The sequence below is a fragment of the Pseudomonas sp. R84 genome (genome assembly GCF_009834515.1).
GTDB lineage: Bacteria > Pseudomonadota > Gammaproteobacteria > Pseudomonadales > Pseudomonadaceae > Aquipseudomonas.
In genome coordinates this window covers 5,839,665-5,860,117 of the sequence record NZ_CP019426.1, presented here as the reverse complement: position 1 = coordinate 5,860,117, position 20,453 = coordinate 5,839,665, and the positions used below count along the sequence as shown (strand labels likewise).

Annotated in this window: 17 protein-coding genes; 5 read left to right on the top strand and 12 right to left on the bottom strand. The window is 60.3% G+C overall.

Translation table 11 applies throughout. From position 1 onward, the window contains the following. Positions 1–528, top strand: a complete 528-nt coding sequence (locus PspR84_RS25915) for a single-stranded DNA-binding protein (RefSeq protein WP_127929967.1) — start codon at positions 1–3, stop codon at positions 526–528. 118 nt (positions 529–646) lie between these two features. On the opposite strand, the gene PspR84_RS25910 is transcribed toward PspR84_RS25915, so the two are convergent. The 7 genes from PspR84_RS25910 to PspR84_RS25880 all read right to left on the bottom strand — a co-directional run bounded on the left by PspR84_RS25910 (position 647) and on the right by PspR84_RS25880 (position 5,915). Continuing rightward, a complete protein-coding gene (locus tag PspR84_RS25910; RefSeq protein ID WP_160059616.1) occupies positions 647–1,804 on the bottom strand; it encodes a glutathionylspermidine synthase family protein in 1,158 nt (385 codons plus the stop codon). A gap of 2 nt (positions 1,805–1,806) precedes the next feature. Continuing rightward, positions 1,807–2,508: a DUF1190 domain-containing protein gene (locus PspR84_RS25905; RefSeq protein ID WP_160059615.1), complete on the bottom strand. Its 702-nt coding sequence runs from the start codon at positions 2,506–2,508 to the stop codon at positions 1,807–1,809. Between the two features lie 17 nt (positions 2,509–2,525). Next, the gene (locus PspR84_RS25900; RefSeq protein ID WP_160059614.1) at positions 2,526–2,951 is read right to left on the bottom strand and encodes a DUF350 domain-containing protein; all 426 of its coding nucleotides are present in this window, start codon (positions 2,949–2,951) and stop codon (positions 2,526–2,528) included. A gap of 15 nt (positions 2,952–2,966) precedes the next feature. After that, the gene (locus PspR84_RS25895; protein ID WP_160059613.1) at positions 2,967–3,617 is read right to left on the bottom strand and encodes a DUF2491 family protein; all 651 of its coding nucleotides are present in this window, start codon (positions 3,615–3,617) and stop codon (positions 2,967–2,969) included. 213 nt (positions 3,618–3,830) lie between these two features. Beyond that, the gene (locus PspR84_RS25890) at positions 3,831–4,529 is read right to left on the bottom strand and encodes a PspA/IM30 family protein (protein ID WP_064118871.1); all 699 of its coding nucleotides are present in this window, start codon (positions 4,527–4,529) and stop codon (positions 3,831–3,833) included. A 17-nt stretch (positions 4,530–4,546) separates the two neighbouring features. Further along, entirely contained in the window at positions 4,547–5,215 is a 669-nt protein-coding gene (locus PspR84_RS25885; protein ID WP_102901728.1) for a YjfI family protein, read from the bottom strand. 145 nt (positions 5,216–5,360) lie between these two features. Then, entirely contained in the window at positions 5,361–5,915 is a 555-nt protein-coding gene (locus tag PspR84_RS25880) for a cysteine hydrolase family protein (protein ID WP_160059612.1), read from the bottom strand. A 101-nt stretch (positions 5,916–6,016) separates the two neighbouring features. On the opposite strand from PspR84_RS25880, the gene PspR84_RS25875 reads away from it, so the two are divergent. The 3 genes from PspR84_RS25875 (at position 6,017) to PspR84_RS25865 (ending at position 9,158) form a co-directional block, all read left to right on the top strand. After that, a complete protein-coding gene (locus PspR84_RS25875) occupies positions 6,017–7,018 on the top strand; it encodes a GlxA family transcriptional regulator (protein WP_160059611.1) in 1,002 nt (333 codons plus the stop codon). A 282-nt stretch (positions 7,019–7,300) separates the two neighbouring features. Further along, entirely contained in the window at positions 7,301–8,410 is a 1,110-nt protein-coding gene (locus PspR84_RS25870; RefSeq protein ID WP_160059610.1) for a DUF3182 family protein, read from the top strand. Further along, positions 8,400–9,158 carry an alpha/beta fold hydrolase gene (locus PspR84_RS25865; protein ID WP_016983578.1) on the top strand — a complete coding sequence of 253 codons (759 nt, stop codon included), beginning with the start codon at positions 8,400–8,402 and terminating at the stop codon, positions 9,156–9,158. Before PspR84_RS25870 ends, PspR84_RS25865 begins: the two co-directional genes overlap by 11 nt. Before the next feature lie 114 nt (positions 9,159–9,272). Here PspR84_RS25865 and PspR84_RS25860 read toward each other — a convergent pair whose 3' ends face one another. The 4 genes from PspR84_RS25860 to PspR84_RS25845 are packed head-to-tail and all read right to left on the bottom strand — an operon-like array spanning position 9,273 to position 13,247. Further along, positions 9,273–10,259, bottom strand: a complete 987-nt coding sequence (locus PspR84_RS25860) for a lysylphosphatidylglycerol synthase domain-containing protein (protein WP_160059609.1) — start codon at positions 10,257–10,259, stop codon at positions 9,273–9,275. Next, positions 10,256–11,530 carry a cardiolipin synthase ClsB gene (gene clsB / locus PspR84_RS25855; protein WP_160059608.1) on the bottom strand — a complete coding sequence of 425 codons (1,275 nt, stop codon included), beginning with the start codon at positions 11,528–11,530 and terminating at the stop codon, positions 10,256–10,258. Before clsB ends, PspR84_RS25860 begins: the two co-directional genes overlap by 4 nt. Next, positions 11,527–12,324, bottom strand: a complete 798-nt coding sequence (locus tag PspR84_RS25850) for an endonuclease/exonuclease/phosphatase family protein (protein ID WP_160059607.1) — start codon at positions 12,322–12,324, stop codon at positions 11,527–11,529. Before PspR84_RS25850 ends, clsB begins: the two co-directional genes overlap by 4 nt. Next, the gene (locus PspR84_RS25845) at positions 12,321–13,247 is read right to left on the bottom strand and encodes a DUF72 domain-containing protein (RefSeq protein ID WP_160059606.1); all 927 of its coding nucleotides are present in this window, start codon (positions 13,245–13,247) and stop codon (positions 12,321–12,323) included. The genes PspR84_RS25850 and PspR84_RS25845 overlap by 4 nt, the downstream gene beginning before the upstream one ends. A gap of 454 nt (positions 13,248–13,701) precedes the next feature. Between PspR84_RS25845 and PspR84_RS25840 the strand changes: the two genes are divergently transcribed. Then, a complete protein-coding gene (locus tag PspR84_RS25840) occupies positions 13,702–15,798 on the top strand; it encodes a mechanosensitive ion channel family protein (protein ID WP_160059605.1) in 2,097 nt (698 codons plus the stop codon). Between the two features lie 115 nt (positions 15,799–15,913). On the opposite strand, the gene PspR84_RS25835 is transcribed toward PspR84_RS25840, so the two are convergent. Then, on the bottom strand, positions 15,914–20,200 hold the full coding sequence (locus PspR84_RS25835) for a DEAD/DEAH box helicase (protein ID WP_160059604.1): 4,287 nt from the start codon (positions 20,198–20,200) through the stop codon (positions 15,914–15,916). Positions 20,201–20,453 lie beyond the last annotated feature (253 nt).

Here is a 20,453-nt window from a genome sequence, read left to right as displayed (position 1 = left end):
ATGGCCCGTGGGGTTAACAAAGTCATATTGGTCGGCACTTGCGGCCAGGATCCCGAAGTTCGCTACCTGCCTAACGGTAACGCCGTGACCAACCTGAGTCTGGCCACCAGCGAACAATGGACCGACAAGCAAACCGGTCAGAAGGTCGAGAAGACCGAGTGGCACCGTGTTTCGATGTTCGGCAAGGTTGCGGAAATCGCCGGCGAATATCTGCGCAAGGGTTCGCAGGTTTACATCGAAGGCAAGCTGCAGACCCGTGAGTGGGAAAAAGACGGTATCAAGCGTTACACCACCGAAATCGTGGTCGACATGCAAGGCACCATGCAACTGCTCGGCGGCCGTCCACAACAGGGCGATCAACAAGGCGGTGGCAACAACTACCAGCAGTCGGCTCCATCTGCGCCACGTCAGCAGGCTCCCCGTCCGCAGCAGTCGGCTCCACAGCAGCGTTCGGCCCCGGCTCCACAACAGGCCGCACCGCAACCGGCTCCGGATTTCGACAGCTTTGATGACGATATTCCGTTCTGATTTGCTGTTGTAAACCGCTGCAAATAAAAAGGCCCGTCGCTTAAACGACGGGCCTTTTTGTTGGGTGAAAACTTATGGTCATCCCCGATCAACTGTAGGGGCGAGCAGGATCTGTGGTTCAGTCGAGGATCAGATGCGGCAGAAACCTGCTCGAATCTTTGGTGATCAGGCTGTTGTCTTCCCGTACACCAATCCCCGCTGCCTGATCGCCAATCACCCACGAACCGATCAGCGTGTAACTCTCACCAAACTTCGGAAGTGGCGCAAATTCTTGCAGGATAAACGGCGCATCAGTGTAGGGCCCGTCCTCTTTGACGATCAGACCATCAGCCGTTTGCAGCTCAATGTTGGCGCCTTCCCGGGAAAAGTACGGCTTGCGTACCCAGCCCTTGGGCACGATGCTGGCCGGATTCGGGTCGAGATGCGCCGCCAGCAGATTTGGATGGCCCTTGTGCATCTCCCACAGCAACGGCAGTGCCCCCTTGTTCGACAGGATCGCCTTCCACGCCGGTTCGAAAAACTGCGTATCGCACTCGGCAATCGCCGCGCCGAAGGGCTCGTGGAAGATGAATTCCCAGGCATGCAGTTTGAACAGGTGCGGAATCCAGCGATCTTCCAGGTCGACGAAACGCCCTTCAGCCGTCAAACCGATATCTTCAATATCGATGTGCCGTGATTCGATGCCGACTTTCTCGGCGATCAAGCGCAGGTAATCCGTGGTGCCCTTGTCTTCGACCGAGTCTTTCATCGAGGCAAAGTAGAACGGCCGCTTCAGCTGTAATTCGGCGAAGGCCCGATGCAACTGAGTGTCGATGCTGTTGAACTGGTCGGCATGACGCGGCAGCGTGCCGCGCTCGATGCATTGTTCCAGCCAGCCCCACTGGAACGCCGCTGCTTCATAAAGACTGGTCGGTGTGTCGTAGTTGAGCTCCAGCAGTTTTGCCGGGCCGTTGCCGCTGTAGGAAAAGTCCATGCGGCCGTACAGATGCGGATGACCTTCCAGCCAGGAGGTTCGGATCATGTCGTAGTACGGCGCCGGGATGCTCAGGCGACCCAGCAGTTCTTCGCTGTGCACCACACGGTCGACCAGGTCCATGCACATCTCGTGCAGTTCGGTGGTCGGATCCTCGAGATCGTTTTCGATTTGCGCGAGCGTGAACTGGTAGTACGCGCTTTCGTCCCAGTACGGCTCGTCGTCGATGGTGTGGAACATGAAGCCGAGGCTTTCGGCGGTCTGTTTCCAGTCGGGGCGCTCGGCGCAGAAGATCTTCTTCATCGTCAACTGCTCGAACGACCAGAACCAGAACTGCTGCCCCAGCCACCCCAACCGCTACGGGCGCTGGACTGGCTGCCGAAGCCGCCGCGTGACGTCGAAGAAGCCACGTTGACCGGTTTGCTTTTGCTGCTCTCGTAATCGGGTTGGCTGCGCGTCGTGGTTTCGGCTCTGCGGTACTGCGTCGAGGTGTTGTACGGCTGGCGCGTTTCGCGATCGCGGTAAACCGTGCGTTCGGCGTTGTTGCTCATTGCGTTGCCGATCAGCCAGCCGGTCAGCCAGCCATTTCCACCACCGCCACTGCCACTGGAAACGTGCGAAGTGCTTTGCACATGCTGCGCTGTCGCGTCACCGGCGGGCATTTGGGCATCGGCGATGGCGCCGAGGTTCTGCGCCGGCTCACCGTTCCCAGGCACTTTGAAGCCGCCGAGTTTCGGCACGAAGCGGCCGTCGGAGTTCTTCTGACACCAGTCGGCGGCGAAGTCCGCGTCGCACTTGGCCTTGTCGTCGTAAGCCGGGGCGATGCGCCGGTGTTCGGTCAGGGCGGCGACGTAGGCGTTGGAGCAGACATCGGCAGCCACTTCGGCGTCGACACACTGTTCCAGACTCTGGAAATTGCGCGGTTGATCCGCGGCTGTCACCTGGCCGGAAATGGCCATCGCCACCGAGGCCGCGAGGGACAGCTGAACGTATTTGCTGCGTTTCATCGAAGGCTTCCTGCCGATCAGTTAGACGGTGTCATGCACGCCGCGTTGAGCATGCCGACGCTGATCGCGACCGCCGCGACGTAGATGCCGGAGGCGATTTCACCGTTGGCGATACGCTGGGAGGTGCCTTTGAGCACCAGACCCGTGGCAAGAAACGCCAGCAGTTGCACGACGGCGGCAATCACCGCCCACAGTACGAAGTCGAGGACGTTGACCGAAAACGCGATCACGTTACTGGCCGGAATCGCGAAGCCGATGAGCGCGCCGGCCAGGGCGATGGCAGCGGCAACGTTGCCGGAGCGAATCAGCTCGAATTCCTTGTGCGGCGTGATGCGCGTGTAGACGAATTGAAACAGCATGAACAGCAGTACGGCGCCGATGAGGTAGACGACGAAACCGACCAGCGCGGTTTTGTTCAGGGAAACGGCCAGCACTTCCAGCATGTAAAACTTCCTTTTTTAAATGGTGCTCAGATCTGTCGTGTACAGCGAAATGCCCAGCGAGGTGCTCAGGCTGACGGTGCCTTCTTCATCTTGTTCGACGGAGAACAGCAGCAATTCGCGGCGATCGGTCAGGCCGGTCTCGCGCGCATAAAGCATGGAGTGGTGTTCGATGGTGTAGCTCTCGTCCGGATTGACCACTTGTTCGGTCATCGGCACGAGTTCTGTCTGGCCTTGTTCAGTGCCCCACTCGCGGGTGTATTCGACACCTTCGTGGGTGTAGGTCGGCAGACCGATCGAGCTGTTGGGGCCGGCCAGGCGGTGCAGTTCGGCGTCACTGTTGACCGTCACGTAACTGAGGTAGTTGAACAGGGTGACCGATTCGATCTGGTCGTCACCGGTGACGTGGATCTGCAGCCAGAAGTCCTCGTCATTCATGTAATAGCGGTGCAGTTTATTGGACTGGCCGAGGTCTACCCAGCCGTGGCTCCAGATCGCCTGATCAAAGGGCACGCGCACCGTGGTCGAACCGTCGAGCAACAGCGCCAGCGTCGTATCGAACCTGACAGCCTTGCCTTGCGCCATGCCGAGTGGGCCACTGGCAACGGTCGGTGTTGGCGCAGCGGTCTGCCAGTTGCTGGTGCCCAGCAAGTCTTTAAACCATCCCATGGGTACGTTCCTTGAAGCGGGTGGAGGTGTTCGTCGGCGAAAAAAGCGTGGCTAGTGTACCGGGCTACGCGGCGAACGAGGATAGCGATTTCCACGCCATAAACCCTGTGGGAGCGAGCTTGCTCGCGAAGAGGGCCTGTCAGCCAACATTGATGTCGACTGGTACGACGCTTTCGCGAGCAAGCTCGCTCCCACAGTTTTTTTCCGCAGTGATTACTGAGCGGACTTTTGCTTCAGGCGCTCAAGAATCGCATTGGCACTGCCTTCGTTCGGCGTGATGCCGGCGTCGCGCAGTTTCCGTTCCAGATCGTTGCCGGTCGAAGCGTCGGCCAGTTCGTCGGCAGCGCTCAGTTCAGCCGCGCGTTGCTGCTGCTTGGCTTGCAGACGGTTCAACGTACCGACGGCGGTTTCCAGTTTGCCATTGGCGCCACCGCTGGCGATGGACGCGCTGACCTGGGCTTTCTGCACGCTTTCGCGGGCCTTGGCCATGTCCACTTGCTGGCGCAGGCTCTTGATCCGCGACTCGGCCTTGCTGATGTCTTTGCGCATGTTTTCGGCGTAGGTGCCGAATTCGTCGCTCTGCTTTTTCTCAACATCCAGCTCGTTGGTCAGGGTCGAAATCGCTTCGGCCACTTCCAGCGCGAGGTCTTCACGGCCGGCATTCAGTGCCGAGACGGCCTTGGCTTCCAGATCCTTGATCTTGGCGTCGTACTCGCTCACGCGGTCGGCGGCCAGTTTGTGTTTGGCCATGATGGTGACCAGTTCGCGACGGGCGTTCGACAGGGCGGTGTCGGCGTCGCGGATTTCCTGATCGAGGATGCGCAGGGCCTGCTGGTCGGCGATCGCTTCGCCGACTTCATTGGCGCCGCCGCGCAGTGCGGTGAACAACTTGCTCCAGATGGACTGAGTCATTGGATATTCCCTGTTGATTACTTGAAGAAGTGTTCGAAGGCTTCGCTCGCGCGCTGCACGTTGTCGACCAGGGTTTTCACCTCGGTAACGACGTTGGTCAGGCTCGAGTCGGCGCTGAGGGCGCCAAACATGTTGTAAACGGTCTGCCCGTTCGGCATCGACTCGATACCGATCGACGACAGCGGGAACATTTCCCGGCTGCGCAACACGGCGTCGTTGAAGGCCGCTACGTCCGAGATCGAATCGATGTCCACCAGCACGGTGTCGACGATGATCTGCTGGCCGGCCAGGGCGATGTGAATCGGCAGACCGCCGAATTCGTTCATTTCCAGCTTGATGCTGGGTTCGGAGCTCTGGATCAGCGACAGTGTGATTTCTTGCGAAGCCACCTCGTCCAGGGCCTTGAGGGCGTTGAAGAGGCTATCGATGGTCCAGTTGTTGCCTGCGCTCATGTAATTCTCCGACATGAAAGAGCCAGCCAGAATCGGTTGGCGTAGCTGTTGCTCCATTTGCTTGAGCAAGCTTCGGTTTTCGGGAAGCACCCAAGTTTCGTGTTTCACATAACCGGCAGCGGCCAGGCCCGCGCGCATCTGCTTCATATAGAAGCTCGACGGTTTTTTCGTGGACGCTTTCGCACGCTCTCCCTTGGGGCTCTCTGATTTCGCGGTGGGGGAACGGCTTTTCATGGCAGTGGCTCGGTTATGAACATCTCACGCGTGAGCCACACTACAACCAATTCAAAGTGCCATCAATGGCTCACGCGTGAGATTTTTATGACAGACGAAAAAAGACCCGCTGCAAGGCGGGCCCGGTGTTTTTGCAGAATATTGCTTAGCGCTGGGAGGAGAGGAATTGGTCAGTGGACACCACGCTGGCGTAGGCGAAACCGAGTGCCGACATGAAAGCAGCGTGAACATGGGCGGCCGGCACCGTCAGGCCATTGAACTCCAGGTCGCGGCTGGCGCAGGCATCGTGAATCACTGTGACGGCATAACCCAGATCCGCTGCGGCACGGGTAATGCCGTCAACGCACATGTGGCTCATGCTGCCGACCACTACCAGTTCCTTGATGCCTTGTTCGTCGAGGATTGCTTGCAGTTCGGTTTCGCGGAACGAGTTGACGAAGTGTTTGAGCACCACCGGTTCATCAGCGCGATTGAGCACTTTCGGATGCAGCTTGGCGCCTTCGGAACCTGGGGTGAAAAACGGCGCGTCGGCTGAGGTGAATTCGTGGCGAATGTGTATTACAGAATCGCCGGCCTCGCGGAATGCGGCGATCAGCCGGGCGGCGTTGTCGGCGGCGGCATCAGCACCGGCCAGCGGCCACTTGCCTTGGGGGAAGTAGTCGTTCTGGATATCGACTACGATGAGCGCTTGCTTGGCCATGGGTGTGTCCTCGATGTGTTGGCTGGAAGTGGCTTTAGTATTGGCCCTGACCAGCGCTTCGAGGATTGGCCGCACCGACAATAGACAGGGGAAAACTGACAATGGGCGCAGAAAGGGCCGCCATCGCTGAATTGGGCGTGCTGATCTATCCCGGCGCGCAAATGGCGGCGGTGCATGGTCTGACGGATCTGTTTGCGGTGGCCAACCGGATTGCCGCCGAACATCAGGCCGCGCAGTTGCCTGTGCTGCGGGTCAGTCACTGGCAGGTCGAAGGTGATCAGCCGCCAACGCGGATTTACGCCAGCCATCCAGGGGACGACAGCGCTTTGCTGGCGGTGCTGATTCCGCCATCGATCGGCGGGTTCTCGGCGGCGCAAGCGCCGGCCAGCCTGATGCAATGGTTACGCGATCAACACGCCCGCGGTGCGACGCTGGGTGGGGTTTGCGTAGGCTCGCTGATGTTGGCTGAAAGCGGTCTGCTCGACGGCCGCAGCGCCACCACTCACTGGACCTCGGCCAAGACTTTCGCCGAGCGATATCCGAACATCAGGCTCAAGGCCGATACACCGATTGTCGATGACGGCGACCTGATCACCACCGCCGGACTGATGGCGTGGTCGGAGCTGGGATTACGTCTGGTCGACAGGTTGCTCGGGCCGAGCATTGCCACCGGCACCGCGCGATTTCTGGTGATAGAGCACAGTGACAGCGCCAGTGAGTGCGGCAGTAACTTTGCGCCGATTCTCGGGCATGGCGATGCGGCGATTCTCAAGGTTCAGCACTGGCTGCAAAGCACCGGCGCGACGGATGTTTCGCTGACGGCGATGGCCGAGCGGGCAGGCCTGGAGGAACGCACATTTCTGCGGCGGTTCCGCGCGGCGAGCGGGTTGAAACCGACCGAGTACTGCCAGCATCTGCGGGTGGGCAAGGCGCGCGAGATGCTTGAGTTCAGCAATGGCACGATCGATCACATTGCGTGGACGGTGGGCTATCAGGATCCGGGCGCGTTTCGCGCAATCTTCAAGAAGATTACCGGGCTGGCGCCGAGTGATTATCGGGCGCGGTTTGGTGTGACCCCAAACCCGAAAGCATCCATTACCTAATGTGGGAGCGAGCTTGCTCGCGAAAGCGGTGGAGGCTGTAAGTTTGATGTCGCCTGACTCGGCGCCTTCGCGAGCAAGCTCGCTCCCACATTGAACTGTATAGGACTATGGGATCGTGCAATTTGCCGGAGTTTTGCGCGCGGTCGTGCAGATTGAAACAGGCGTGGTGCCAGCACGTTTCTGGTAAGTTTCTGATTGGACTAGGATTTTCGTAGAGCGGCCGTTGGCCTGATCTCTGCACCTCTCACCGCTACAGTCATCGAACCGATGGAAGGGGGACGCATGACCCCGACACCCCGCAGGAAAATCGTCGTCGCTCACTCGGTGCGCCCTGATGCGCCGCAGCATGAGGTACAGACCAACAAGGCGCTGGCACGATGGCTGGCGCAGATTCTCGGATGCAAATTCGGCGGCAGTTACGATCCGGACAAACATCGCGGCCGTGATCTGTATCTGCTACCGACGCAAACCATTGTTGGCACTGCCAGTGCTCAGCAACTTGGTATCAGAGGCCCCGACGATTTGTGGGGTGGCTTTGTCGAGCACGATTTCATCTGCACCAAAGCCATCAGCCACGGTTTGCGCAGTCATCTGGCTCAGGCGCCGCAAGGCTGGTCGCCATTATTTTCCGAGCGAACGCGCAATGTGGTGCTCGACGGGCTCAGCGTGTTCTCGCTGGAGGATGCGCGGCCGGCTGCCGAGCATTTGCTGTACAACGGCCCGATTCGTTTGAAACCGGTTCACGCCTGCGCCGGTCGCGGGCAGGAAGTGATCAAAAGCCTGGATGCCTTCGACGAAATCCTTGCCCGCCCTGACATTGAAAAGCAGTTCAGCGAAGGCGTGGTGCTGGAGCAGGACCTGAGCGATGTCGTCACCCACAGCGTCGGCCAGTCATTCATCGGCGGCAGAGTGTTGAGCTACTGCGGTGATCAATACTTGACCAAGGATGCCCACGGTGAAGAGGTCTACGGCGGCTCGAATCTGCTGGTGGTGCAAGGTAATTATGACGAACTGCTGAAGCTCGACCTGCCCGACGATGTGCGTCTGGCCATTGAGCAGGCGCAGGTTTTCGACGCGGCCGCCAATCAAGCCTATCCGCGCTTCTATGCTTCGCGGCGCAACTACGATATCGCTCAGGGCCTGGACAGCAACGGCAAATCCCGCAGCGGCGTACTCGAACAATCTTGGCGCATGGGCGGTGCCAGCAGTGCTGAAGTTGCCGCGTTGCAAAGCTTCGTCAACGATCCGGGGATGCGCGCGATCCGTGTGTCTTCGGTAGAAACCTACATCGATCAGCCGTTGCCGGCGGATGCCATCGAGGTCTATCGCGGCCCGGCTGAGAACAGCGAATTTCTCCTCAAATACGTTACGGTCAAATCCTATGACGGCTAGAAGCGAAAGCATTCAAATCGACATTGATGATGAACAGATGAGCGGGACATTTCTCAGTCCCAAATCGAAAGTCCCGGGGGTGTTGTTTGTCCATGGTTGGGGCGGTAGTCAGGAGCGCGACCTTGAGCGCGCCAAAGGCATCGCCGGTCTCGGCTGTGTGTGCCTGACCTTCGACTTGCGCGGGCACACTGGCGGTACCGGAATTCCGCTGACCCGTGTCACTCGCGAAGACAATCTGCGCGATCTGCTCGCGGCGTATGACCGCTTGCTCGCGCATCCGGCGCTCGACACCTCGGCGATCGCCGTGGTCGGCACCAGTTATGGCGGTTATCTGGCTTCGATCCTGACTTCGCTGCGCCCGGTGCGCTGGCTGGCGTTGCGCGTGCCGGCACTGTATCGCGATGAGCAATGGCACACGCCCAAGCGTGAGCTGGACAAGGCTGATCTGCGTGATTATCGCAGCACGCTGGTGCGCGCGGACACTAACCGCGCGCTGCATGCGTGTTCGCAATTCACTGGTGATGTGTTGCTGGTCGAATCGGAAACCGACGATTACGTGCCCCACGCGGCAATCATGAGTTACCGCGCGGCGTGCCAGCAGACGCATTCACTGACGCACCGGATTATCGATGGCGCCGATCATGCGCTGAGCGAGCCGGTGTCGCAGCAGGCGTACACCTCGATTCTGGTGGACTGGATTACCGAGATGGTCGTGGGTGAGCGGTTGAGCATTATTCAATCAGCATGAGCTTTGTTGTTCGTTCGAACGCTATCGCGAGCAGGCTCACTCCTACATTTTGGAATGCGTTCACTTGTAGGAGTGAGCCTGCTCGCGATAGCTTTTTCAAACTCACCAACTCCCTCAGGAAGGTTTCTTCTCTATTCGCAGCGCCTTCGCCTTCGCTTCAACCACCAGATACATCACCACCGTAATCAACAGCGGCAACAGAAAATAAATCGCCCGATATGCCAGCAACCCCGCTACCAGACTGCCGCGCGAAGCCTCGTGTTGCAGCAACGCGACAAACACCGCTTCCAACACCCCAAGCCCCGCCGGAATATGTGTAATGACCCCTGCAATCGCACTGATCAACAGCACCCCCAGCACCAGCGGATAATCCAGTTTGCTCGGCAACAAGGTGAAAATCACCGCCGCCATCAGCGACCAGTTCAATGCCCCCAACAGCAGTTGCAGGACCGCCATGCGCAACGACGGCAGATTGATTTCCACCCCGCGAATCGACCACTCGCGGCGCTTGGAAAACTGGCACGCGACGAGATAGCCGGCGCTGATCAGCAGCAACAACACGCCGATGCCTTGCAGCGCACTGCTGCTGATTTTCCAGCCCGGCGGCATCGTCACCAATCCGCTGCTGAACACCACGCCGGCAATGGTCATGTAGCCGAACCAGTTGGTCGCCAGGCTCAAGCCGAGAATCTTGGCGATGTTGCTTTTGCTCACGCCAAGGCGCGAATACAGCCGATAACGCATGGCGATGCCGCCGACCCAGGCACTCAGATTGAGGTTGAACGCATAACTGATGATTCCTACCGGCAGAATCTGTTTCCAGGTCAGGTCCTGACGAATGTAGGTGCGGCCGATCAGGTCGAAACTGGCGTACACGAGAAAGCTCAGCAGGGTCAGGCCGGCGGCGATGATCAGCGTGCGCACCTTGAAGTCGGCGAGGGTTTGCAGCACTTCGGCCCATTCGATGCGCGTGGCGAACAGCGTCAGCAACACGATCAGTGCGAGGAAAAACAGCAGGGTCAACGGGCGCTTCCAGCGACTCCATTTCGAGTGAGTCGCTGTTGCCGAGTGGCCGCTCGATTGCGCTTCGGAATGGCTCATGGCGTGTTACCTCGAAATGGCTTGAGCCGGGGTTTATGCGCTGGCAACCAACCGGCCATCGCCGGGAAATGCCGCAAAAAGTGGAACACCAGAAACCCCACGGTCATGTGCCAGATGCGTCCACGCGGGGACTTGCTGGCATCCATGGCTTTGCAATGGTTTTGACTGAGGTCTTCGAGGCGCTCGAACAAGTGCTGATTAAAGGCGCGGTCGCGGATCAGCACATTGGCTTCCAGGTTCAGCGACAGGCTCAGCGGGTCGAGATTGCTCGAACCGACGGTGCTCCATTCTTCGTCGACCAGCGCCACTTTGCCGTGCAGCGGTCGCTGGCAATATTCGTGAATCTGCACCCCGGCCTTGAGCAGGTAGTCGTAGGTCATGCGTGCCGCCAGTTTGGCCACCAGCATGTCCGGTTGGCCTTGCAGAATCAGGCGTACCTCAACCCCGCGCCGCGCCGCGTTACGGATTTCCCGCAGCAAGCGATAACCGGGGAAGAAGTAGGCGTTGGCGATCACGACCCGGCGTTTGGCACGGCGAAGTACCTGCAAATACACATCTTCAATATCGGAGTGGTGCTGGTCGTTATCGCGGAATACCAGACGCACCTGGCCGTCGTGGTCTTCGAAAGCCATCTCCGCGCGGCGCTGGCGCCGACGTTGCCACCAGAAGCGTGCGCGTCCGGGACGACCACTTTGCAGCAGGGCAAAGTGGTGGATGTCAGCGACAACCGGGCCCTGAACTTCCACCGAGTAATCCTGTTTGGCTTCAGGGCCGAAATCAGCGAGGTGATCGCCAGAAAAGTTGATCCCGCCAATAAACGCGATCAGGCCGTCGACCACCACGATCTTGCGATGCAAACGGCGAAACCAATTGGTGCGGATGCCCAGGTGTTTCGGTGCCGGATCGAAGATTTGCAGATGCACACCGGCTTCACTCAGCGCGGTGAGATAAGCGGTGGTCAACTCGCCGCAACCAAAGCCGTCGAGGCTGACGGTGGTACGCACGCCTCGTCGCGCGGCGTCGATCAGAATCTCCTGCAACTCGGCGCCGACCTTGTCTTCGAAAACGATAAAGGTCTCGAGGAGGATTTCACTCTTCGCCGCGCGCATCGCCTCGAACACTCGCGGGAAATACTCCTCGCCGTTCTCCAGCAACTCAACGCGATTATTGCCCTGCCAGCTGTACTCGACATCAACCTGGCCGGGCTCGCGTATCGGCGGGTTGATGGTTACCGGTTCCACGGCGGACTTCTCCAGCGGCGCGCTGCTCATAGTTCTATCTCTACCGATAAAGGAACGTGGTCGGAAAGGTGCGACCAAGGCCGGTTCGCCAGGACTTTCGGCCGACTGGCCTTGAGGTTGCGCACGTAAATACGGTCGAGTCGCAGTGTCGGCAGGCGCGCCGGGAAACTGCGCGCCGGTTTGCCCTGATGCTCGGCAAATACTTCGCGCAGGCCACAGGGCTTGAGTTGGGCATCGGCGCGCTGGCGCCAGTCATTGAAATCACCGGCGACGATCACCGGTGTGTCGTCAGGCAGTTCCGCCAAGCGTTGCATGAGCAAGTCCAACTGGGCGTTGCGATGACTTTCACGCAGGCCCAGGTGCACGCAGATCGCATGCACCTCGGTGCCGTCACCGGGCAGACGCAGCACGCAATGCAACAGGCCACGGTTCTCGTGGCCACTGATCGACACGTCGAGATTGTCGTGACGGATGATCTGGAATTTCGACAGCAGCGCGTTGCCGTGATCGCCCTCCGGGTACACCGCGTTGCGCCCATAGGCGAATTGTGGCCAGAGGCTGTCGGCGAGGAATTCGTACTGCGGCATCGTCGGCCAATTGTTGTAGCGCTTGGGATGCTGTTCGTGGGTACCGTGGACTTCCTGCAGAAACACCACATCGGCGGCGACGCTGCGCACCGCCTCGCGCAGTTCCGGCAGGATGAAACGCCGGTTGAGCGCGGTGAAACCCTTGTGGGTATTCACCGTAAGCACGGTAAACGTGCGCACTGACGGCGCGACCACGGAGCCCTCATCGGTGAAACCGACCGGTTCTGGAATGCTCATGGCAGTACCCCTTCGGCAACAGGTTCACCGGGGGTGGTGGCGAGGTCTTTATCCAGGTCGAAACGATGTAGCAGTTCGCGCGCGTCATACGGCGCGCGGACTTTGATGTCGTTGTCGAAATAGCAGAACACCTCTCGGGATTTGCGCGCGCGCGGCTTCAGTCGGGGGGCGATCAGGTTCGCATCTTTCGGTTGCTCGCCGTGGTGCCAAGCGTCAATGCGCTCGGCCCAGCGTTTGAGTGCCGGTGCTGTGTAGCCACTGGCGTACAGCTCTTCGGCACCGTGCAGGCGCAAGTAGACAAAGTCGCTGGTGAGGTCTTCGCGGTACGGCCATTTGTCTGCGGTGTCGGCGATCACCAGCGCGGTGTTGTGGCGTTTCAACAAGCGTACGAACTCCGGATCGATGAAAGTCTCGTTGCGGATTTCCACGGCATGGCGCAGCGGCTTTTTGCGCCAGGCTTTCATGCTGGCGTGGCCGTGCAGGTGCGAATCGTGTTGATGGGCGAGGGTGGCGGCGGCTTCGGTGTCGTGGGGCAATAATGCGAGGAAGTGTTCGAAGCGCTCAGGCTCGAATTTGAAGTTCGGCGGGAACTGCCACAGGATCGGCCCGAGCTTTTCCTTGAGTTCCAGAATTCCCGAAGCGAAGAAATTCGCCAGTGGTTTTTCGATCTCGCGCAAGCGACGGATGTGGGTGATGAAGCGCGGCGCCTTGACGCTGAAGACGAAGTCATCGGGTGTTTCGGCGTACCACTGCGCGTAACGTTCGGGCCGCTGGAGGGCGTAGAACGATCCATTGATTTCGATACTGTTGACCGCTCGCGACGCGAACTGCAATTCGCGTTTCTGCGCCAGTCCCTTGGGGTAGAAGTCCCCGCGCCACGGTGCGTAGCGCCAGCCGGAAATACCGATGTGAATCGTTGCCATGCCGCCCTCCCGTCGAAAGTCCTCGTGTTGCCGGTATCTTTTGATGACTGCGGGCGGGGCGGGAAAGTTTCGACGGTATTACGGACGGTCACGTCCAAGGCGAAGATCAAAAGCGCTCCCCCTCACCCCAACCCTCTCCCCCAAAGGGGGCGAGGGGGAAGGGAGCTGATCTTCAGGGTTCTTAGGATTTGAGTTCGACTCAGGACTTGCAAGTCGGTGTACTTCTCGCAGGCAACTCGGTCAGCTCCCTCTCACGCAGGGAGAGGGCGAGGGGGAGGGGAGCTGATCTTCAGGGTTTGAGTTCGACTCCGAACTTGCAGGTCGATGTACTTTTCGAAGGCAACTCGGTCGGCTCCCTCTCCCTCTGGGAGAGGGCTGGGGTGAGGGTGCTCTTGAACTTGCTGTGCAATTACCGATCAGTTCCTTACAGGTTCAGCCAAGGGAGATCGGAGTTTTGGTCAAGTTCAGGATCGCCATTCTGCTGGGAGCACTGCTGTTTCTCGGCGCCAGTGAAATCGACGCCGCCGCGCTACCGGGCGTCCCGGCCGCCACCGAAGAAGCGGCCAAACCCGAACCGATTGTGCAGGGCGGGCTGCTCGGTGCGATCAGTTCGAGCATCGATGATGTACAAGACAAACTCGATCTCAACGAACACTTGGTCGACGCCTGGCGCCTGCGCGCCGATCGCGCCGCCGATGAAGTCGACAAACTGGTCAATCAACCGTCGAATCGCTCGGGCTGGAGCGTCGCTGGGGATTTCCTCTCTTTGTCCGGCACTTGGCTCGGCAGTTTCGCGCTGCTCACCGTGCTCGGCAGCCTGTTGACCAAACGCCTGCGCGAGGGCCGCTGGTTGCGTACCCGCCAGCGCAGTCAGGACCTGATTGGTTACTTGCTGCCGTACACCGTGCCGGCGCTGATCTGCCTACCGCTGACGTTATATGTCAGCCATTTTCTGCAAGCCTCCGTGGGACGCGCGCTGGCGCTGTGTCTGGCCTACGCCACCAGCAGCGGCATCTTTTCCACCTCGATGTTGTTGTGCGTGGTGGTGATGTTCAACGTCGGCCATAAACGTCCGGCGGCGCGGATCATCCGCAATTACTGTCCTCGACCACTGTTTCTGATCGGTTTCCTCGCCGCCCTCAGCGATGCGCTGACCAGTCCGCAGATTGCCCGGCAACTGGGCGGCAACATCACCAGCAGTATCGCGGTGTTCACCGGGCTGATCGCCTCGATCATTTTTGGTTTGCTGGTGATTCGCCTGCGTCGTCCGGTGGCGCATCTGATCCGCAATCGTTCACTGAGTCAGCGGCTGAAACAACCCTCGTTGCAGGAGTCGCTGCGGATTTTCTCGGGGCTGTGGTATTGGCCAATCGTGTTGATGGTGCTGGTCTCGGCGGTCAATCTGATCGGCATCGGCGAGGACAATCAGAAGGCCCTGCGTTGCGCGTTGTTCACCACGGTTTTGTTAATTGGCACGGTATTCCTCAGCACGATCCTGCAGCACTTGTTCAAGTCACGAAAAGCCGAAGCGATCCAGCGCAGCAGCGCCTACAAGGAACGTTTTCTCAGCCTCTTGCATGCCTTGCTGCGGATCGTCATCGCTATCGCCTTCATCGATATTCTCGGGCGGATCTGGGGCGTGTCGCTGCTCGATTTTGCCCAGAGCAGTACGGTCGGCCGGGCCATCAGCAACGCGCTGAGCAGCATCGGTCTGATCTTCCTGGTGACGTGGTTACTGTGGGTGGTACTCGACACGGCGATTCAGGAAGCACTGAAACCGCCGCTCAGCAAACGCGCGGCGCGCCAGCCGAGTACGCGGGTGAAAACCATCCTGCCGCTGCTGCGCAACGCGATCAAAATCATCCTTGTGGTGATCTGCGCAATCACCACCATGGCCAATCTGGGGATCAATGTGGCGCCGCTGCTGGCCGGTGCCGGAGTGGTCGGTCTGGCCATCGGTTTCGGATCGCAGCAACTGGTGCAGGACGTGATCACCGGGCTGTTCATCATCATTGAAGACACCCTGTCGATTGGCGATTGGGTGGTGCTCGACTCGGGCCATGCCGGCACCGTCGAAGGGCTGACCATTCGCACCCTGCGTCTGCGTGACGGCAAGGGCTTTGTGCACTCGGTGCCGTTTGGTCAGATCAAAGCAGTGACCAACCAATCGCGGCAGTTTGCCTTTGCGTTTTTCTCGGTGCAGTTCACCTACGACACGGACGTGGATAAGGCCATCGAGTTGATCCGCGAGACCGGCGATTCGATCCGCGAAGACCCGTTCCTCAAGTACAACCTGCAAGGGCCGCTGGATGTGTTTGGCGTGGACAAGATGGATTTGAATGGCGTGGTGCTGACGGCGCAATTCCGTACGGTGTCGGGCGGGCAGTATGCGGTGAGCCGGGCGTTCAACCAGCGTTTGAAGAAGCTTGTGGATAACACCGCGACCGTGCATTTCGCGCAGACTTATCCACAGCAGGTTTTGCTGCCGAAGCGGTCGCAGCAAGAGGGGGCTGTGGTGGCGAGCGAGTTGCCGCAGGAATCGCGGACTTAACTGCCGGATTGTGGCGGGAGGTCTGGCCCTTTCGCGAGCAGGCTCGCTCCCACAGGGGGAACGCGGTCAAACTGTGGGAGCGAGCCTGCTCGCGAAGACGTCAGCCCAAACACCCTCAATGCCGGATCAATTTGCCGCGCACCTGCTCCATAGCGATCGGATCCAGCTCCAGCCAGAACTGCGTCTTGCCGGCAATCTCCGCCGCCGCCGGCAAACCATCGCGATACACCAACCGATTACTCACCAACGCCGGCACTTTTACCCCCGGCAACAACGTCCCGGCCAGGTTCAGCGGATCTACCCCGCACACCGCGACCAGACTGCCGTCATGCGGTCGCCGTCGAACTTCGCGCAACAACGGAATCGCCTCGGGCAAGGCAAACTGTTCCCCCGCCAAACCACTGACAAACCGCCCGCCGCGAATCTCGCCGCGCGCTTCCAGCCGATGAAACGTGCGCAGCAACTCGCGCCAACTCGGCAACCAGTCCGCCTCACGCTCCAGCAAACGCCAGAACACCACGCCGTAACGCCGCAACAGTGTCATCGCGACATGTTCAAGGGTTTCGTTGTTATCCACAGCCGCCCCGCGCCGCAGCAAGGCCCAGCGCCCGGCATCATCCATCCCACCGATAAACGCCCCACGCCCACGCCGACTGCTGTGCTGCTGGCGCTTGCTCGCCGGGGTAATCAGCGCGCGCAGGCCGGCGAAGCTGTCAGCGTTCACCAGGCCGGCGCCGACCAGTTCCTGTAAGGCGATTTCCAGTTCGGTGCGCAGCAGGTGCGCTTCATGGATCAGCTCATCGAAAAACAACGCGCCGTGCTGGCTCAAGGCCTCAAAGACCTTATGGGTTTTCGGCGACAGTTCATTCACCGGCGTCTGTTCCGCCAGCGCACTCCATAAGCCGACCTGACTGCGCGGCAGCAATACAATCGGCGTGCTGCGCAACGCCGTGCCGCTGACTTTCTGCCGGGCACTGAGGCGCGTCCACACCAGTTTGCCGTTGCGGCACAACTCATCCAGCCAGCTCGGCGAATAGTCCTTCAAACGCGCCGGGAGAATGTCGCTGTCCCACGCCGAAGCGGCCGCTGCGTAGCCTTCGAACTGGCCGACAATTGCCGGCAACACGGCACTGCCCTGACCGCGCGTCGCGGGCGACAGATGCTGCCAGTCGAACAGGAAACGCATGAAATCCTGCAGCGCTACCGGTTCGATTTCCCGGCGCAGGCGCTTGACCGTGTAGCGATGAATACGCGCGAGCAGGTGCCGTTCGCACCATTCTTCTACCCCCAATCCGGGCGTGAACTGACCACGCAGCACGTAACCTTCGCGTTCCAGTTGAGCGAGGGCTTGAGCTACTTGAGTGGTTGGCAGCGCAAGAGGTTCGGCAATTGCGGTTATGGGTAACGGGCCGAAGGCACCGAGACGGGCGCGGAGCACTTCGATCACCGCCTCATCGAATGTCCAGGTTTCATCAAATCCCGGTAACGCCTCCAGTTCGGGTTGCAATCTAGCCTGTGGATAAAGTGCTTGCAGGCAAGTCAGGCGTTCGCGAGGCAGCCACAAGCAATGCTCGGCGTCGATCTGCAAACGGCAGGCGCGCCCGCTGCTCGCCAAGGTTTCCAGCCATGCACGCCAGCCTTCGTTCGCTTGCACTTCAGCCTCGCTGATGCACGCCAGGCTCATCAGCGCCTCATGCATTTCATCCACAGCATTCGGCGTCGGCCAGGCTTCTTCGCGCACGGCGGCAATCGCGTCGGCATCCAGTGCACCGAGATCATCGGTCGATTGCGGATCGCTCCAGCGCCGGTTGATCACCGCTTGGGTGCGACGCTCTTCCAGCGGAGCATCGTCGAGGAAGGTGTACGGCCGCGCACTGAGAATTTCTGCCGCGAGCGGTGAGGGCGCCGGTAAATCACGGCTGATCAAACGCACCTCGCCACGCTCCATTCGCCGCAGCAGATTGAGCCAGCCTTCGCTGTCCATCGCCTCATGCAGGCAATCGTCCAGTGTCTGCTCGATTAACGGGTGCTCGGGAATTTCGCGTTCACCGGCGAGGTTTTCCAGGCAGGCAATCTGATCGGGAAACACGCTGGCGATCAGGTCTTCGCTTTTCATCCGCTGCAATTGCGGCGCGACTTTGCGCCCACCGGTAAAACGCGGCAACGCCAGCGCCACCCCGGCATTCCAGCGCCAGCGCACGCCGAACAGCGGCGCATCGAGCACCGCTTGGATCAAAATGTGTTCGGCACTGTTGCTGTGCAGGTAACGCCAGATGTCATCGAGTTCAAAACTGTGGCTGGTGGACAGGGACAGCACGATGGCGTCCTCGCTGGCGGCAGCCTGCAATTCGAAGTTGAAGGTGCGGCAGAACCGCTTGCGCAAGGCCAGACCCCAGGCGCGGTTGATGCGGCTGCCGAACGGCGAATGGATGATCAATTGCGTGCCGCCGGACTCGTCGAAAAAGCGCTCCATCAGCAGCGTGTCCTGCGAGGGCAGGGCGCCGAGAGTTTGCCGGGCACGGGCGAGGTATTCGACCAGTTGTTCGGCGCTGGCGCGGTTGAGGCCGAGGGTGTCGATCAGCCAGTCGAGCGCCGGTTGCAGGTCGCCGGGGCTGGCGCCGAGCAGTTCGTCGAGCTGCGCTTGCAGACGCGCCACGGCAGCCGACAGTTCATCGCTGCGCCCCGGTGCTTCGCCGAGCCAGAATGGAATGGTCGGCGGCTGCCCGTGCGCATCCTCGACGCGCACCTTGCCGGTTTCCACGCGCAGGATGCGGTAGGAGGTATTGCCGAGCTGAAACACATCGCCGGCAATGCTTTCCACCGCGAAGTCTTCGTTGACGCTGCCGATGTTCAAGCCTTGCGGCTCAAGCATCACGCTGTAATCGGCGTTGTCGGGGATGGTGCCGCCGCTGGTCACGGCAGCGAGTTTCGCACCACGGCGGCCACGCAAGGTGCGGCTGACGGCGTCGCGGTGCAGGTAGGCGCTGCGGATGCCTTGGCGACCGTTGTAGCCTTCGGCGAGCATGCTCAGCAGCGCTTGATAGTGTTTTTCGTCGAGATCGCGGTAGGGCGAGGCTTGGCGGAACATCGCCAGCAAGGCGTCCTCCGACCATTCCTGACAGCTGACTTCGGCGATGATCTGCTGCGCCAGCACGTCCAGCGGCGCGACCGGGATGTGCAGGGTATCGAGTTCGCCGCGGCGCACGCAGTCGAGCAGGGCGGTGCATTCGATCAGGTCGTCGCGGGTGGTGGCGAACAGCCGACCTTTGGGCGTGCCGCCGACTTGGTGGCCAGAGCGACCGACCCGTTGCAGAAAACCGGCAATGGAGCGCGGTGAGGCGATCTGACAGACCAGATCGACTTCGCCGATGTCGATGCCCAATTCCAGCGAGGCGGTGGCGATCAACACCTGTAGCTCGCCGCGCTTGAGGCGTTGTTCGGCGTCGAGGCGAAACTCCTTGGCCAGACTGCCGTGGTGCGCCGCCACCGCGTGCTTGCCGAGGCGTTCGCTGAGGTGCCGGCTGAGGCGCTCGGCCAGTCGCCGGGTGTTGACGAAAATCAGCGTGGTGCGGTGCTCACGGGCCAGTTCGGCGAGGCGGTCGTAGACCAATTCCCAGACATCATTGGCCATGACGGCCGACAACGGCACGGGCGGCACTTCGATGCCAAGATCCCGTGGCCGGGCGTGGCCGATGTCGATGATTTCGCAGGGGCGATCATGGCCGACGAGGAATTGCGCTACGGCTTCAACCGGTTTCTGGGTGGCGGAGAGGCCGATGCGGGTCAGCGGTTCGGCGCACAGCGCTTGCAGGCGCTCAAGGCTCAGCGCCAGATGACTGCCGCGCTTGCCGGCGGCCATCGCGTGGATTTCATCGATGATCACCGTGCGCGTGGTGCCGAGCATTTTTCGCCCGGATTCGGATCCGAGCAGCACATAGAGTGATTCCGGCGTGGTCACCAGAATGTGCGGCGCCGACTTGCGCATGGCCGCGCGTTCTTTCTGCGGGGTGTCACCGGTGCGCACGGCGGTGGTGATTTCCAGTTCGGGCAGATTCATCTGCCGTAGTTGCCCGGTAATTCCGGCCAGCGGGTTTTGCAGGTTGATGCGGATGTCGTTGGACAGCGCCTTCAGTGGCGAGACATAGACCACCAGCGTTTCATCGGGCAGGCCGTCGGGATTTTCCAGGCCACGGTGCACGAGGTCGTCGAGCACAGCGAGAAACGCGGTGAGGGTTTTGCCCGAGCCGGTGGGGGCGGCGATCAGCGTCGAGCGGCGCTGGCGGATCAATGGCCATGCGCGGGCCTGGGCGGCGGTGACCGTCGGGAAGGTTTTGCTGAACCAGGCGCTGACGGCGGGGTGAAAGCCTGCCAGGGCCGCGTCCGTGGGGATGGGCAGATTCATGGCTTAAGTTATGCGGGCGCTGGGGAGAAGATGCAAGTACCGCTGAGATCTTCAGCGTCTGGCCGGACCTCTTCGCGAGCAGGCTCGCTCCCACAGTGGATTTTTGTGCACCGCAAAATCCCATGTGGGAGCGAGCCTGCTCGCGAAGGGGCCGGTCGGGACGACACAAATCCCGGCGATCTGCACTTTACGGATGACGGTTGCGCACTAAACCCGCAAAATGCAACGATTCCGGTAATTATCGACGACGGTT